Here is a 15,720-nt window from a genome sequence, read left to right on the forward strand (position 1 = left end):
ATGCTGTATCGCGGTTTCACCCAGGCCGAGCTTGAGCAGGAATATTCCCCCAGCTCTATGGTCGGCGGCGATCTGACGCCTTATCTGACCAGCTATTCGGCACTCAGCGCGCAGGCGCGGGCCGAGATGATGGTTCGGGAAAACATCTCCTATGGTGATGGCCCAGAGCAGGTTTTGGATTTCTTCCCGGCCCCCGGCGCAGATGCGCCTTTGCATGTCTTCATCCATGGTGGCTACTGGCAAGCGCTCAGCCAACGCGAGTCGGCTCTGATGGCTCCAGTATTGCATGAGAACGGGCAAGCATTTGCCACTTTGAATTACACGCTCGCTCCTGAAGCCCGTTTGGGGCAGATGGTCAACGAATGCCGTGATGCATTGCTATGGCTTGGATCGCAGGCTGAATCGCTGGGCTTTGATCCATCAAACATCATTCTATCGGGCCACAGTGCTGGCGCCCATCTGGCGGCAATGGTTATGGCGACCTCTTCCAGCGCGTTTGCCCAAGCGGGTCTGCGGGTGCGCAATGTTATTCTGATCAGCGGAGTGTACGACCTCGAACCGATCAGTCTGACTTCGGTGAATGATCCCCTGCAACTGACCAAGGTCGAGATCCACGACCTCTCCCCTTGCCTGAACCTACCCGCACCGGGGCCGCGCTACAGAGTGACGGTAGCGGAACGGGACACGCCCGAATTCATCCGCCAAAGCCGAGAGTACGCAGAGCTACTGCGCAAGGCAGGGCATTCGATCAGTTTCGATCTGCAACGGGGCAAGCATCATTTCGACATCATCATGCCCTCGGGAACGTTTCTGTCGTCGCGCGCCGAATGATACTCAAACGAAAACAGCGGCCCGAATGGGCCGCTGCTTCGTGTTTCAATACTGAACCGGATCAATCCAGCGTGCGGGTAACCTCTTCGCGTTCGAAAATCTCGATCACGTCACCCTGACGGATGTCGTCATAGTTCTCGAACGCCATACCGCATTCCTGACCCGACTGAACTTCGGCCACTTCGTCCTTGAAGCGCTTCAGCGTCTTCAGCGTGCCTTCGTGGATAACCACGTTGTCGCGCAGCAGACGGACGCCTGCGGAACGGCGCGCTACGCCTTCGGTGACCAGACAGCCAGCAACCTTGCCAACACCGGTGACCTTGAAGACTTCGCGGATCTCGGCGTAACCGATGAACTTCTCGCGGATTTCGGCGCTCAGCAGGCCCGAAGCGGCCGCTTTTACGTCATCCACGAGGTCATAGATCACCGAATAATAGCGGATCTCGACGCCCTTCTGGTTCGCCGTGTTCCGGGCCGATGCGTTGGCGCGGACGTTGAAGCCCATGACCGGCGCGCCCGAGGCTTCGGCAAGACCAACATCGGTTTCGGTGATCGCACCCACGCCCGAGTGCAGAACGCGTACGCGTACTTCGTCGTTGCCGATCTTTTCCATCGCCTGAACGATGGCTTCGGCTGAACCCTGCACGTCGGCTTTGACGAGGATCGGCAGCTCGGCCACGTTCTCGTCTTCCTTGGCCTTCTGCATCAGCTGCTCAAGGGTGGTCGCGGCACCAGCGGCGGCGCGTTTGTCCTTGGCGGCCTGTTCACGATAGGCGGCGATTTCACGGGCCTGTGCTTCGGTCTCGGTCACGTTCAGAACGTCGCCCGCTTCGGGCGTACCATTCAGACCCAGAACCTCGACCGGAACCGACGGACCGGCTTCCTTCACACGGTCGCCCTTGTCGTTGATCAGCGCACGGACCTTACCGTACTGCTCACCCACAACAAAGATATCGCCCTGACGCAGCGTACCGGTCTGAACCAGAACGGTGGCGACGGGACCACGGCCCACATCCAGCTGCGCCTCGATCACGGCACCTTGGGCGGCGCGGTCGGGGTTGGCTTTCAGTTCCAGAATCTCGGCCTGCAGCGCGATGGCCTCCAGCAGTTCATCCAGACCCTGACCGGTCATGGCCGAGACCTCAACGTCCTGAACCTCACCCGACATCTTCTCGACGATCACTTCGTGCTGCAACAGATCGGTGCGCACTTTGTCCGGGTTGGCTTCGGGCTTGTCGATCTTGTTGATCGCCACGATCATCGGCACTTCGGCCGCTTTCGCGTGGTTGATCGCCTCGATCGTCTGCGGCATCACCGCGTCATCCGCGGCAACAACCAGAACCACGATATCCGTCACCTGAGCACCGCGTGAGCGCATCGAAGTAAAGGCCGCGTGGCCCGGCGTATCCAGGAAGGTCAGCGTGGTGCCGCCATCGGTTTTCACCTGATAGGCGCCGATATGCTGGGTGATACCCCCGGCTTCGCCAGCCACAACCCGCGCATCGCGGATTGCGTCCAGCAAAGAGGTCTTACCGTGGTCAACGTGACCCATAATGGTAATGACCGGCGGACGTGGCTTCAGATCTTCGTCGCTGTCTTCGACCTCTTTGATGACGTCTTCAACATCCGAATCAGAGACGCGCGTGACCTTGTGGCCGAACTCTTCGATGATCAGTTCAGCTGTATCAGCGTCGATGGTCTGATTCTGCGTGACCATCATGCCCATCTGCATCAGCGATTTGACAACGTCAGCCACACGCTCGGCCATACGGTTGGCCAGTTCCGAGACCATGATCGCCTCGGGTAGCTGCACATCGCGAATTACCTTTTCCCGCTCGACCGGGCCGCCCATGGCTTTCTGACGCGCACGTTCCTGCTTACGCTTCATCGCAGCCATTGAGCGCTGGCGGTTGCCCTCGCCACCTGTGGCCTGACCCAGTGTCAGCTTGCCCGAGCGGCGGTTGTCATCACGACCCTTGCCACGACCACGCTGTTCGCGTTCGCGATCCTGCTTACGCGGCGCGGCAGAAGGCGCAGGCTTGTTCGCCGGACCACGGGCCGGCTTTGCCTCTTCCGGCGGCGGCGCTGCGGCAGCGCGCTTGGCGGCTTCTTCCGCCTCCTTGCGCTTGCGCTCTTCCTCTTCGGCCTTGGCACGTGCTTTTTCTTCAGCCTCGCGCTGCTCGCGCTCTTTGGCTTCCTGTTCAGCCCGGCGGCGTGCGCGTTCTTCCTCGCGTGCCTTTTCCTCGGCCTCGCGGGCTGCGGCCTCTTCGGCCTCACGCGCCTTGGCGGCTTGCAACGCCTTCATACGGCGCGCCATTTCCGCATCGGAAATACCCGCCGGACGACGCGAAGGATCACCCGAGGGTGCCGCACCACCACTTGGTTTGGTCGCGCCCGGCTTGGGAACGACCACGCGTTTGCGTTTGGTCTCCACCACGACATTCTTGGTGCGTCCGTGGCTGAAACTCTGTTTCACATTTCCGGGGCGCGCCCCGCCACGAAGACCCAATGTCTTTTTGCCGTCACTATCGCTCATAAAGCTTCTTACCCTTCCGAGCGGCCCTTGCCGCCGTCATCCTTTTCGCGCAAGCCACGCAGGCGCTGCGCTTCCTCTACAACACGTTTGGCGAGTCCGCCAGAGGCCAAGGCCGCATGAATCACGGTTTGGCGCCCAAATGCCGCCCCAAGCTCATCCGCAGTCAGCCAGCCGATGTATTTCCCGAAATGCGGCGTACTGAGTTTCGACTTGCCGCGTCCCGATCCATCAGACGCCTGAATCAGCACCTGGGCCTCTTCCCGGTCCAGCCAAGACTTGACCTTTTCATACCCGGCGACCGCATCTCCGGATTTGCGCGCCAGACTGATCAGTTCGATCACACGACGCGCCACCTGTTTCTCGACCTCATCGGTCAGGTCCTTGGCGGCACTCACCTGCGCCTTAAACCCGCGCGAGAACAGTTTCTTGTTCACCGCCTTGTCCAGCGCCGCGCGATCCGCCGCCACGTAAACCCCACGCCCCGGCAATTTCGCCGCGACATCGGGAAAGACCTGACCATCCGGCCCCGTCACAAAGCGGATCAAGCCATATTTGGGCTGAACCTCGCCCGTGGCGATGCACTTGCGTTCAGGGCCTTCCGACCGATCCTTATGGACGCCACCGCGACCCATGTCAGCCACCCGAGGCCTGAGATCAGGCCTCGACCTCCTCATCTGTTGCTTCACCGTCTTCTTCGGCCTGCTCCAGCTCGGCCGGATCGACCCAACCCAGCATGATGCGCGCGGTCATGACCAGATCCTGCGCCTCTTCCAGCGTCACGCCGAAGGGCTCCAGTACACCATCATCCTTGATGCGTTCGCCATCGACCGTAGTCCAGCCACCGGCCAGTTCCCAGTCGGCGCAGGTTGCGAAGTCTTCCAGAGTCTTCACATCATCCTTGGCCAGCGCCTCTACCATCTGGGGTGTCAGGCCCTCGAATTCAATAAGACTGTCCTCGGCACCCAGCGCACGGGCTGCATCCAGCGCCGCCTTGGCCTGAGCTTCCAGGAATTCGCGCGCACGGGTCTGCAGTTCCTGCGCGGTGCCTTCGTCCACACCGTCGATCACCAGCAGTTCGTCGATTTCAACGTATGCCACTTCTTCGAGGTTGGAGAAGCCTTCGGAAACCAGCAGCTGAGCAAAGAATTCGTCCAGATCGAGCGTTTCCATGAACAGCTGAGTACGGGCCTCGAATTCCTTCTGACGGCGCGCCGATTCTTCGGCTTCGGTCATGATGTCGATATCCAGACCGGTCAGCTGGCTCGCCAGACGCACGTTCTGACCGCGACGACCGATAGCCAGCGACAGCTGTTCCTCGGGAACCACAACTTCGATCTTGCCGGCTTCTTCGTCCAGAACCACTTTGGAAACTTCTGCAGGCTGCAGCGCGTTTACCAGGAAAGTCGGTTGATCTTCGTTCCACGGGATGATGTCAATCTTTTCACCCTGCAGCTCGTTGACAACGGCCTGCACACGGCTGCCGCGCATACCAACGCAAGCGCCGACGGGATCAATCGAACCGTCATAAGAGATCACGGCAATCTTGGCGCGCGAACCGGGGTCACGGGCCACGGCCTTGACCTCGATGATGCCGTCATAGATTTCTGGCACTTCCATCTTGAACAGCTCAGCCATGAATTCCGGCGCGGTGCGCGACAGGAAGATCTGGTGGCCACGCACTTCGCGGCGCACTTCCTTGATATAGGCACGCACACGGTCATTCGGGCGATAGCTTTCGCGGCCGATCTTGTCGTTGCGGCGCAGAACGGCTTCGGCACCGCCCAGATCGACGATGACGTTGCCAAACTCTTCACGCTTGACCGCACCGTTGATGATGGTGCCCGCGCGATCCTTGAATTCTTCGTACTGACGGTCGCGTTCCGCTTCACGCACCTTCTGCAGGATCACCTGCTTGGCGGATTGCGCCGCGATACGACCCATTTCAACCGGCGGAACTTCTTCCACGAAGACGTCACCAACCTCGGGCGCTTCCATGTACTGCTTCGCCTGCTCGACGGTCATCTCGGCCTGATAATTCTCAAGCTCTTCATCCTCGACCACGGTGCGGACGCGGGTGAAGGTCGCCTTGCCAGTCTTGCGGTCGATCGACACGCGAATGTCCATCTCGGCGCCGTAACGGCTCTTGGCGGCACGGGCGAGCGATTCCTCCATCGCTTCGACAACCAGACCGGGGTCGATCATCTTTTCGCGGGCCACGGCCTCGGCGGTCTGCAGCAGCTCCAGCTGGTTGGCTGAGGTGATTGCCATCAGTTCGTCTCCTCTTCGGACCCTTCGGTCTCAATCTCGTCGAAAGCGTTTTCGTTCAGGGCACCGGCGTCTTTGCGCTGGCGCAGCATTTCCTTGATCAGATCATCGGTCAGGACCAGCTTGGCGTCGCTCAGCCAATCAAACTGCAGACCGATGGTGATCGTCTCATCCCCCTCGGGGATGTTGATCAGAACCTCATCCCCTTCGATCCCGGCCAACTCACCCTTAAAGCGGCGGCGACCATCGATCAGCTCGGCGGTCTCGATCTTGGCCTCATACCCTTCGAACGTCTCAAAATCCTTGAGACGGGTCAGCGGGCGGTCGATGCCGGGGCTGGACACTTCCAGCGTATAGGCGTCCAAAATGGGATCCTCGACGTCCAGCGTGGCGCTGATCGCGTTGGAAATCTCGGCGCAGTCATCCACTTCGATGCCGCCATCGGGCTTGTCGGCCATGATCTGCATCGTGGTGGTCTTGCCACTCATCAACCGAATGCGGACAAGCTCATACCCCAGATCCTCAATCACAGGGGTGATGATCTCGGCCAGTCGCCGGTCAATCGCTGCTTTGGCTATCAGGTCGTTTGTCATTCAGGTTCTCTACCCTGTCATCGGGCACAAAAAAACGGGCGCGCGGCCCGTCGAATTTTCCGGTGGAGCCCCGGACCAGAAGTCCAACGCGCCGCTGTTGCAACTGCATATACGCAGGAGTTTCCGAGTCTGCAACCCCCGGCGCAAATCGTGATCGGATTTACGCCAACCACCACCTTTCAGCGATGCGCCCATCGTCCAGAGTCGCCGGGCCGATCTGGCGCGGCATACCGACATGAGAGGCCACGGCCAGCGCCACATCGACCTCAGATGGATGAAACCGCAATCCGCGCTGCGCGATCAGATCCTCACCGGCAGGGAGCGCGGCAATGTCTACATATCCATCTCGTAACGCTTCGGCCCGCACCTTGGCGTCCGGGATCACAATGATCTCGATGGTATCGGCCCAGCCCGCCGATCCGGCCTTATAGTGATCTGTCACCCTACGTGCCAGAAAGTGGCGCCCATCCTCGGCGCGCTCAACCCGGTAGCATCCAGTACCGTTGGCCTGAGCCAATGGCGTCACACCACCTCGCGCAATGACAAACCGCGACTCGGCCAGCCAGAATGGCAGGCCCGGGTTGCCCTCGGCCAATTGCAGCTGCACACGATTAGGCGCGATGGCTTCGGTCTGCCCAATGTCATCCAGAACAGCTAGAACGTCGTTCACGTCCAGCTTGGTGCCATCGTGGAACACGGCATCGTCGCGCAGATCAAAGCTCCAGACCCGCGCATCAGCATCGGTCTGCCAGCCGGTCGCCAGCTCTCCACGCAGGGTACCATCGGGCGCGATCTCGGTCAGGCTGTCAAAGACAGCGCCCCGCGCCACCTGTTCCAGACTGTTGTCGCGCGGCACCGCCAGCCGCAACGTACCGCCCTGCTTCGGCGTATCGGCCAAAGATGCCCCCGTCGCCGCCAGCAAAGCGGCGGCGGCGCCGGAGGCGAATAATGCGCGACGGTCGATGCGAGTCATACCGTCCCCTCCGCCACGCCATCCATGATCCGAACCAGTTCGGCGCTGATCCCGGGTTCCGACAAAGCGTGACCGGCCTGCCGCACCATCTTCAGTTCGACATTGGGCCAGCGCTCGGAAAGGTTCCATGCAGCCTGCGGTGGGCAGATCATGTCATAACGTCCCTGAACGATGTGACCGGGAATATGGGCGATCCGATCCATCTGATCCAGAATTTGCCCGTCGTATTCAAGAAACGCTTTGTTGGTGAAATAGTGGTTCTCAAGCCGAGCAAAGGTCCGCGCATATTCGCCGGGGCTTTCCCCAACCGACCCATTGGTGTGGATCGATGCCAAAGCGTTTTCCCAATGCGACCAGGCGCGGGCATACAGGATCTCGGTCGCGCGATCGCCTGAAAACAAGCGCTTGTTGTAGGCCGCGATAGCGTCATCCACCTCTTGTTCAGGCAAGAGAGAGGTGAACTTGGCCCATTGTTCGGGCCAGAACTTGCCCGCGCCGCCGCCATAAAACCAATCCAGTTCGGCCTGCGTGGCCAGAAACACCCCGCGCAATACCAGCCGATTGACCCGATCCGGATGTGTTTGGGCATAGATCAGCGCCAGGGTCGCGCCCCAACTACCGCCAAATACGATCCAGCCTTCGATGTCGAACAATTTGCGCAGACGCTCGATATCCGCCACCAGATGCCAGGTCGTGTTGTTTTCGACTGACGCGGTGGGCCGCGACCGGCCACACCCGCGCTGATCAAAGAGAATCACCCGATACACATCCGGGTTGAAATAACGCCGCATCGCGGGGCTGCAGCCACCGCCCGGCCCGCCATGCAGGATCACCACGGGTATCCCATTGGGATTACCGCATTGTTCCACATAAATACGGTGCCCATCGCCCATATCGACCACGCGCTGATCGAAGGGATCGATCGGCGGGTAAAGATATTGAACTGCGCGCTTTTGGTCCGGGTACTTATCCATTACGGCCCTATATAGTCCTTAAGCGTAAAAGAGCACACGGAGACAGGAATGCAAGCGCATCCGAACACGGTGGACCCGTCCGAGATCGCAAAATTCGAGGCGATGGCCGCAGAATGGTGGGACCCGCATGGGAAATTCAAACCTCTGCACATGCTGAATCCGTGTCGTCTGGATTATATCACACAGCAGATCGCAGGTGAGTTTGACCGTGATCTTAAAGTCGCGAAGCCATTCGAGGGCCTACGCCTTCTGGATATCGGCTGCGGCGGAGGGTTGCTGAGCGAGCCCATGGCGCGCCTTGGGGCCGAGGTCGTCGGCGCGGACGCCGCCGAGGGCAACCTGCCCGTCGCCCGCATCCACGCCGAGCAATCGGGTTTGCAGATCGACTACCGCCACACGACCGCCGAGGACATGGCCGCCGCGGGCGAGCAATTCGATGTGGTGCTGAACATGGAGGTAGTCGAACACGTCGCCGATCCGTTGGGTTTTCTGACCGCATCGCAGCACTTGCTGAGGCCGGGCGGGTTGCTGATCTGCTCAACCATCAACCGCAACCCGAAATCCTACGCGATGGCCATCTTCGGGGCCGAGGTCGTCATGCGCTGGCTGCCGCGCGGCACGCATGAGTGGAACAAGTTTATTACCCCCGACGAGCTGTTCGACCTGCTGCGCCAAGCCGGGCTGGAGCCGGTGGACCGCAAGGGATTCGTCTTCAACCCGATCCTGTGGAGCTGGTCGATCTCGGACCGGGATTTGAGCGTGAATTATGTGACGGCGAGTGTGAAACCGCGGTCGTAGATTGGGTGTTCGCACCTGTCATGCAAGCATCAATGAACGGGAGTGATGGGTGCAAGCACCCATCCTGCAATCGCTGGTCCATGCGCCACTAAGACAGATACCGGACGAAGGATTCGATTTTCTTAAAACCCTTGAAACCTCTATTCTCAGCAGCTTCTAAAAACGCGTCGGAAACACAAAAGCGGTCTCGCAAATAACAGTCGGCAAATACGTGGCGGTTCTTGATTTTGTCGTTGCACCAAACCAGCTTGGGCCAAGCCGAACTGCTGTAGAATCTAATCCTTCCTTTACGCGCGACTGGCTGGACATCAGACTCGTCGACGATGACTCCGTCGTCGATGAAGTCCGAGAACTTATGAAGAAAATACTCGTCCTTGATAACGCGCCCATCATCGCATTGCAGGACGACTGGGAAGTAAAGGCTGTGCCCCGGGTCCATTTCTTCGATCAAGTCGCGGAACGCTTGGCTGACAAGCACAACGCCCAAACTTCCGCCTCTCATAAAGTCCGTTAACTCTGTGTGCGATGAGGTTTGCTGAAAATCCAAAGGGTATTGATCTTCAGAAATTTCAAATGCCGGCATGTGAATTTTAGGAATCGATCTGTCAGCGCCGTTCGTTAGATCCCGCAACGCCCATGTCACATCTTCTTGGTCTGAAATACTCTCATGCAAAATCCATGGCATTCTTGCTCATCCCTAAACTCTCACCAGGCAGAATAATTTATCCCGTTCTTTGGACGAACATTGTCAATTGGTTGAATTCAATTGTCTGGCGCGGGGCTGCTTCCAAGCCTTACTCCCCCTCCAACTGCAACCGCAAATCCCGCAGCACGGGCAATGTACTACGCACCCGCTCCAGCCCAAGCTCTCCGACCACGCGGTTGATTAGCGGGGCAATCGAGGAAATCGCCTGATCCCGAGCCCTCCGACCGGCGGGGCTGATTGCCACCATCTTGCGGCGGGCGTCGTCCCAATCGGGGCGGATGTGGATGTATCCGGCCCATTCCAGCTTGGCCAAGGTGTTGGTCATCGCTCCGCGTGTGACGTGGAACGTGCTGGCCAGTTGGGCAGGCGTGCGCTCGTCTCCGACAAAGACCAGATGGTTCAGCACCGAAAAATGCGAGATTTCCATACCCTTGGGCAGCACCCGGCTCAGCCGGTTGCGCAACAGTTGGTCTGCAGTCAGAATCTCGCTGAACAGCGTGACCGCAAGGGCATTGTGTTCGTCAGTCATAGTCCGGTTCTGGATCAGGGCCCATCGAAGGGCCGCACGTGAGTCAATGAGGGCACGCGACGGCGCGCCTCCGTCACAGAACTATCATCCAAATCGAAAATGTGAATGCCCGGATCGGTACCTGCGTCGATCAGCACCTCCCCCCATGGGGCGACAACCATGCTGTGACCGTGGGTATAGCGCGTCTTGCCGCGCGTTTTCGGATGCTCTCCGGTCTGAGCCGGGGCGAGCACCCAACACCCGGTCTCAATCGCGCGCGCGCGCAGCAATGGTTCCCAATGCGCTGCACCGGTCACCGGAGAGAACGCAGCCGGGACGGTGAGAATTCGCGCGCCTTCCTGCGCAAGAGCAGCATGCAGATAGGGAAAGCGGATGTCGTAGCAGATCGTCAGGCCGACCTTGCCGAAATCGGTGTCAGCAATCACCGCTTTCTGGCCGGGGCGGTAGTTTTTCGATTCGCGGAAGGTCTCGGATTCGGTGACCTGCACGTCGAACATGTGAATCTTGTCATAACGCGCTACGATCTGCCCCTGCGGTTCAATCATAAAGGAGCGGTTCGCAAAGCGTTCATCAGCATCGTGAGTCTTAATGCCCAACGAACCGATCAGAAGCCAGACACCTAATTCAGCAGCCTGCGCACGCAGACCCGCCAGGGTAATGTCTTCTTCTTCATGCTGCAGAACCTCGCGCTGCCGCGTGGTGCTGGTGGACACGCAATTCGTCACCTCTGGCGTCAGAATGAAACGCGCGCCCTGATTGACCGCCTCGGCCATCATGGCGCGCACCATATCCAGATTTCCGGCCGGGTCGTCCGACGAAGTGATCTGCAGCAGAGCGGTTTTCATCAGGCCGCGAGCAGACGGTCCAGCTTGCCCTGACGCTCCAGCTCATAGAGGTCATCGCAACCGCCTACATGGGTCGTACCGATGAAGATCTGCGGCACAGTGCGTTTTCCACCCGCACGTTTGATCATCTCGGGCTTGCGTTTGGGGTGCATCAAGACATCGACCTCCTTGAACTCGACACCCTTCTGTTTCAGCAGACGCTTGGCCGCGTGGCAAAAGCCGCATAGCGGCGAGGTATAGATTTCTACCGGTTTCATATTCCGTCCCTTCGGGTTTCGCGCAATCTTGGGCGAATTAGGCATCCTTGGCAACGCGCGCCAGAGCCAACACGAAAATATGATTTGCCCCTGCGACCTGACACACACGGGTGCAGGCCGCCAGCGTCGCGCCAGAGGTCATGACATCATCAACCAGCAGGACGTCTCGCCTCTGCATATGCTGCAAACGCCGAGGATGGACTGAAATCGCGTCCTGCAGGATCTCTGCCCGCTCGTGCGCCGTTTTACCATCCAGTACCGGGGTGCGCCTGGTACGCCTAAGCAGGTCAGGCACGCAGTCCAGACCGACCTCACGCGCCAAATGCTGCGCCAACAGGGCAGATTGGTTGTAGCGTCGCTTCAGCAAGCGCGACCAATGCAGCGGCACGGGTGCGATCAGCATGTCAGACCGCAACAGCTCACGCCCCGCCTGAGCCATCCAGCGCGCCGCAGGGCGCGCCAGTTCCGGTCGATCGCCGTGTTTCAGCGCCAAAATTAGTGATCGCGCTTTTCCCTGATAGAGTAGCGCCGCTCGCCCGGCTTGCCACGGCGGAGGCCGTTTCAGGCAATCGTCACATTCGATCCGGAACCCGTCACGATCGCCGACGACCGGTACGCCGCAGCTCTCGCAGACCGTGCCTCCGATGAAGGGCGTGTCCCGCCAGCAGGGGCCGCACAGGCCGAAATCGGTGTTCGTCAATGCGCCGCAGCCCATACAACGCGGTGGATAGATAAGTTGGATAGCGGTTTGAATCCGCTGCGCTATGCGATACTTGCGAGCTATGAAACTGCCCGAGTCCACTGCACCCTCTTTGTTTGACCGCGCCGCCATCCTGCAGCACCGCGCGCGCGCGCAGGATAACGCGCTGTTCCTGCACCGCGCTGCTGTTGATGAAGTGCAGGATCGGCTCTCCATGGTTAACAAAGCCTTTACGGCGCCCGCTATCGTGAGCCCATTTCCGCATCTCTGGTCTGATATTCTGCCTAGCGCGGTGGTTGTGGCAGATGAAGACACCCTGCCGCTGCAACCCGGCGCACATGATCTGGTGATCCACGCGATGGCGCTGCATTGCGCCAATGATCCGGTTGGGCAATTGATCCAATGCCATCGTGCGCTGAAGCCCGATGGACTGCTGCTGGTCGTATGTCTGGGTGGAGAAACCCTGCATCAATTGCGCGCAGCCCTTGGGCAAGCCGAGATTGAGATAACCGGCGGCCTCAGCCCGCGAATCGCGCCCATGGGCGAGCTACGCGATCTGGGAGGGCTGCTGCAGCGAGCCGGGCTGGCCTTACCCGTGGCGGATGCCGTCCCGCTGACGGCCGAATACCGGGATATCTGGCACCTGATGCGCGATCTCAGGGATATGGGTGAAACCAATGCGCTCAGCGGGCGGTTGAAACGCCCGACATCAAGTGCGGTGTTCGAGGCTGCGCAACGTATCTATGCGGATCACTTCGCCACCGCTTCGGGGCGGCTGGCCGCTACGTTTGAACTGGTGTGCCTGACCGGATGGTCGCCGGACGAAAGTCAGCCCAAACCCCTGCGCCAGGGATCGGCGCAAATGCGTCTGGCAGATGCGTTGAAGACGGAAGAGGGCAAACTGCCCGATTGACGGCTGGGCATTTCCCTTTATCTCAGGCCAGAACACGAAAACTCAGGAAGCTTCATATGTTTGACGCCACTCGCCCAACGCATGCACCGACCGATCATCCCAAGGTCAAAATGGGGCGTGTCGGCATTCTGCTGGCCAATCTGGGCACGCCAGACGATTACAGCTATTGGCCCATGCGTCGCTATCTGAACGAGTTTCTGTCGGACAAGCGGGTGATCGACTACCCAGCATGGAAATGGCAGCCGATCCTGCAGGGGATCATCCTGACCAAACGACCTTTCAGCTCGGGCGAAGCCTACAAGTCGATCTGGAACCACGACAAGGGCGAGAGCCCGTTGATGACGATCACCAAGGATCAAACCGCCAAGCTGCGCGCCGCGCTGCAAGAACGCTACGGCGATCAGGTGATGGTCGATTTTTGCATGCGTTACGGCAACCCTTCAACCCCCTCGAAGGTGCGCGAGATGGTGGCAGAGGGCTGCGACCGCATCCTCTTCTTTCCACTCTACCCTCAATATGCGGGCGCCACGACGGCGACCGCGAATGACCAGTTCTTCCGCGCTCTGATGGCCGAGGCCTGGCAACCGGCCAGCCGCACGGTGCCCGCATATTTCGACCAACCGGCCTATATCGACGCGCTGGCAGGCTCGGTCGAGCGCGCATATGCCGCCATGGAGACCAAGCCGGATATCCTTGTATGTTCCTACCACGGGATGCCGGAACGCTATCTGCAGCAGGGCGATCCCTATCACTGCCAATGCGTCAAAACTTCAAGACTGCTGAAAGAACGGCTCGGTTGGTCGGATGATCAGCTGGTCTCGACCTTCCAGTCGCGTTTTGGACCCGAGGAATGGCTGAAACCTTATACCGTAGATCACGTGGCTGATCTGGCGCGTCAGGGGAAGAAGAACATCGCTGTCATCGCACCCGCCTTCTCGGCCGATTGCATCGAGACGCTGGAAGAGATCAATGAAGAGATCAAGGAAAGCTTTGAGGAAGCCGGAGGCCAATCGTTCACCTATATCCCCTGCCTTAACGACGAGGATGCGCATATCGCGGCACTGGGCAAAGTGATCGAAGACAATCTGCGCGGCTGGCTGGACTAACCGGCACTAAGCCGCGTCTTGCAGGCATGAAAAAAGGCGGAGGGACAACCCACCGCCTTTTCCCTGAGTTAATGCTCGTCGATTAGCCTGCGGCAACAGCTGCAGCAACAACAACCAGCAGGATCAGCGGCAGGATGATGCCCTGCGACGAACCCTGAGTTTCTTCGACAACAACAGGTGCTTCAACAACCGGCTCTTCCAGGTTGCCAGCATAAGCGGTCGAAGCAGCAGCAGTCAGAGCAGCGGCGAGAACGAGTTTCTTCATATTAACCTCCAGAATTTGCGCGATTCCCAATAGCGAAACCGCACATCTAAGACTTACCTCGTGAGTTTTTCTAATCAGCAATACCGCCGGATTGCAATTGCAACTTGCGCCACAAGCGGGTTCGTGCGCGAAAATGTCGTCAAATTAGCAACACTTGCGTGCCAACATTGGCCATTGCAAACAGCTCAGCGATGTCTTCGTTGAACAGTCCGATGCAGCCATTTGACGACCGGCGCCCGATTTTGCGCGTATCGTGGGTGCCGTGGATGCGGTAATATTTCCAACTCAGATACAAAGCGTGTGTTCCCAATGGGTTATCCGGACCCGGCGGAATATAATCCGGCCATTCCGGATTACGCTTTTTCATCGACGGCGTTGGTGACCAGCTTGGACCTTCGACTTTGCGGATAACGCTGGTGCGTCCGCGGCGGGTCAACTCTTCGGTCAATGGCACCGAAGATGGGTAAAGTTTGTACACGGATTGATCTTCTGACCAATAATGCAGCGCCCGCGAGACGGTATCGACCAGAATGGCCCCGTTATTGGTGTTTGAGAAGTACGGCTGCCAATCGAGTGCACGGAACCCGGACACATTGCGGCGCACAGGTGCTTCGGGTTCCGGGGCAGGGCGCAGCGGATCACCTGGGATGTACTGAGCCAGCGCCGGTGACGCGAGGCTAGCCGAGGCAGCTGCCAGAAATGCGCGGCGCGTTTGGGTAACAATCGGTTTCTTGACCATGACGAGCGGTCCTTTGCTAAGGTCGAATGCAAATTCTGGAACATTTTATGGCCAGAATGCTTCAGTCGCAAATCAAACCGGCAGAATCATGCAAGCTTGGGCCATTGTGCATTTGCCCCGAGCCTTCAAGCGAGCTATTTCCCTTGAAACACAGAATTCAGGCCAATCATGACACGTATTCTTTCTCTTCTGACGATTTGTACCCTCGCTCTGGCGGCATGCACCGATTCGGGCACCACGACGATTGGGGCTGACGGCAGACCTCTGCCTTCGGTCTACAAGATTCGCGGCAATCCAGAAAAACTGCAGTTCCGCATGCTGGATTCAGTGAATGCCCTGCGGCAGGCATCCGGCCTGCAACAGGTCCAATTGAACTCACAACTGAACGCGGCTGCCGCCACTCATGCGAAAGACATGGCCCGGCAGAACCGTCCCTGGCACTTCGGCTCAGACGGTTCGTCACCGCTCGATCGAGCGGCGCGGGTCGGATATTTCGGTACGTTTCTGGGCGAGGCGATCTCGGAAACCTATGAAACCGAAACCGAAACGCTGGCGGCCTGGATGCAGGAGCCCGGGCCGCGCTCGGTCATCATGGATCCGAAAGCAACCCAAATGGGATTTGCCTGGCACCAGGAAGGTGGCGGCAAGATCTGGTGGACGCTGGAAATGGGAACCGGCGGCTGAGCACCC

The 15,720-nt window shown here is 59.1% G+C and carries 18 protein-coding genes; 5 read left to right on the forward strand and 13 right to left on the reverse strand.

The features are described 5' to 3' along the window. On the forward strand, nucleotides 1-831 hold the full coding sequence (locus ACR3EM_RS13070; RefSeq protein ID WP_480471095.1) for an alpha/beta hydrolase: 831 nt from the start codon (nucleotides 1-3) through the stop codon (nucleotides 829-831). Between the two features lie 61 nt (nucleotides 832-892). On the opposite strand, the gene infB is transcribed toward ACR3EM_RS13070, so the two are convergent. The 6 genes from infB to pip all read right to left on the reverse strand — a co-directional run bounded on the left by infB (nucleotide 893) and on the right by pip (nucleotide 8,172). After that, on the reverse strand, nucleotides 893-3,367 hold the full coding sequence (gene infB, locus ACR3EM_RS13075; protein WP_480471096.1) for a translation initiation factor IF-2: 2,475 nt from the start codon (nucleotides 3,365-3,367) through the stop codon (nucleotides 893-895). An 8-nt stretch (nucleotides 3,368-3,375) separates the two neighbouring features. Further along, nucleotides 3,376-3,999: an RNA-binding protein gene (locus ACR3EM_RS13080; protein WP_170395356.1), complete on the reverse strand. Its 624-nt coding sequence runs from the start codon at nucleotides 3,997-3,999 to the stop codon at nucleotides 3,376-3,378. 22 nt (nucleotides 4,000-4,021) lie between these two features. After that, complete coding sequence (nusA, locus tag ACR3EM_RS13085; protein WP_480471097.1) at nucleotides 4,022-5,635, reverse strand: transcription termination factor NusA; 1,614 nt, start codon at nucleotides 5,633-5,635, stop codon at nucleotides 4,022-4,024. Next, nucleotides 5,635-6,225, reverse strand: a complete 591-nt coding sequence (gene rimP, locus ACR3EM_RS13090; protein ID WP_480471098.1) for a ribosome maturation factor RimP — start codon at nucleotides 6,223-6,225, stop codon at nucleotides 5,635-5,637. The genes nusA and rimP overlap by 1 nt, the downstream gene beginning before the upstream one ends. A gap of 160 nt (nucleotides 6,226-6,385) precedes the next feature. After that, nucleotides 6,386-7,198: an ABC transporter substrate-binding protein gene (locus ACR3EM_RS13095; protein WP_480471099.1), complete on the reverse strand. Its 813-nt coding sequence runs from the start codon at nucleotides 7,196-7,198 to the stop codon at nucleotides 6,386-6,388. After that, entirely contained in the window at nucleotides 7,195-8,172 is a 978-nt protein-coding gene (gene pip / locus ACR3EM_RS13100; RefSeq protein WP_480471100.1) for a prolyl aminopeptidase, read from the reverse strand. Before pip ends, ACR3EM_RS13095 begins: the two co-directional genes overlap by 4 nt. A 48-nt stretch (nucleotides 8,173-8,220) precedes the next feature. On the opposite strand from pip, the gene ubiG reads away from it, so the two are divergent. After that, nucleotides 8,221-8,970: a bifunctional 2-polyprenyl-6-hydroxyphenol methylase/3-demethylubiquinol 3-O-methyltransferase UbiG gene (gene ubiG, locus ACR3EM_RS13105; RefSeq protein WP_480471101.1), complete on the forward strand. Its 750-nt coding sequence runs from the start codon at nucleotides 8,221-8,223 to the stop codon at nucleotides 8,968-8,970. An 88-nt stretch (nucleotides 8,971-9,058) separates the two neighbouring features. Here the strand turns inward: ubiG and ACR3EM_RS13110 are convergent, their stop codons facing one another. The 5 genes from ACR3EM_RS13110 to ACR3EM_RS13130 form a co-directional block, all read right to left on the reverse strand. After that, nucleotides 9,059-9,655, reverse strand: coding sequence for an imm11 family protein (locus ACR3EM_RS13110; RefSeq protein WP_480471102.1), 597 nt, complete (start codon nucleotides 9,653-9,655; stop codon nucleotides 9,059-9,061). Between the two features lie 109 nt (nucleotides 9,656-9,764). Then, a complete protein-coding gene (locus tag ACR3EM_RS13115) occupies nucleotides 9,765-10,205 on the reverse strand; it encodes a MarR family winged helix-turn-helix transcriptional regulator (RefSeq protein WP_170327795.1) in 441 nt (146 codons plus the stop codon). A gap of 14 nt (nucleotides 10,206-10,219) precedes the next feature. Next, nucleotides 10,220-11,050: a carbon-nitrogen hydrolase family protein gene (locus tag ACR3EM_RS13120; protein WP_480471103.1), complete on the reverse strand. Its 831-nt coding sequence runs from the start codon at nucleotides 11,048-11,050 to the stop codon at nucleotides 10,220-10,222. Further along, nucleotides 11,050-11,307 (reverse strand): glutaredoxin 3, encoded by a 258-nt coding sequence (gene grxC, locus ACR3EM_RS13125; RefSeq protein WP_480471104.1) that lies wholly within the window; start codon nucleotides 11,305-11,307, stop codon nucleotides 11,050-11,052. Before grxC ends, ACR3EM_RS13120 begins: the two co-directional genes overlap by 1 nt. Before the next feature lie 37 nt (nucleotides 11,308-11,344). Continuing rightward, the gene (locus tag ACR3EM_RS13130; RefSeq protein WP_480471105.1) at nucleotides 11,345-12,109 is read right to left on the reverse strand and encodes a double zinc ribbon domain-containing protein; all 765 of its coding nucleotides are present in this window, start codon (nucleotides 12,107-12,109) and stop codon (nucleotides 11,345-11,347) included. Here ACR3EM_RS13130 and ACR3EM_RS13135 point away from each other — a divergent pair. Together ACR3EM_RS13135 and hemH are read left to right on the forward strand one after the other, a co-directional pair. Next, a complete protein-coding gene (locus tag ACR3EM_RS13135) occupies nucleotides 12,090-12,920 on the forward strand; it encodes a methyltransferase domain-containing protein (protein ID WP_480471106.1) in 831 nt (276 codons plus the stop codon). The genes ACR3EM_RS13130 and ACR3EM_RS13135 overlap by 20 nt on opposite strands. A 56-nt stretch (nucleotides 12,921-12,976) precedes the next feature. Further along, on the forward strand, nucleotides 12,977-14,026 hold the full coding sequence (gene hemH, locus ACR3EM_RS13140; protein ID WP_480471107.1) for a ferrochelatase: 1,050 nt from the start codon (nucleotides 12,977-12,979) through the stop codon (nucleotides 14,024-14,026). 82 nt (nucleotides 14,027-14,108) lie between these two features. On the opposite strand, the gene ACR3EM_RS13145 is transcribed toward hemH, so the two are convergent. Both ACR3EM_RS13145 and ACR3EM_RS13150 read right to left on the reverse strand, forming a co-directional pair. Next, nucleotides 14,109-14,291 (reverse strand): hypothetical protein, encoded by a 183-nt coding sequence (locus ACR3EM_RS13145; protein WP_005979327.1) that lies wholly within the window; start codon nucleotides 14,289-14,291, stop codon nucleotides 14,109-14,111. A 139-nt stretch (nucleotides 14,292-14,430) separates the two neighbouring features. Next, on the reverse strand, nucleotides 14,431-15,030 hold the full coding sequence (locus tag ACR3EM_RS13150) for a L,D-transpeptidase (RefSeq protein ID WP_480471108.1): 600 nt from the start codon (nucleotides 15,028-15,030) through the stop codon (nucleotides 14,431-14,433). Nucleotides 15,031-15,198: 168 nt separating this feature from the next. Here ACR3EM_RS13150 and dalA point away from each other — a divergent pair, with 168 nt between their 5' ends. Next, nucleotides 15,199-15,714 carry a divisome-associated lipoprotein DalA gene (gene dalA / locus ACR3EM_RS13155; RefSeq protein ID WP_480471109.1) on the forward strand — a complete coding sequence of 172 codons (516 nt, stop codon included), beginning with the start codon at nucleotides 15,199-15,201 and terminating at the stop codon, nucleotides 15,712-15,714. Nucleotides 15,715-15,720 lie beyond the last annotated feature (6 nt).

It is taken from the genome of Ruegeria sp. AH3 (genome assembly GCF_056536265.1).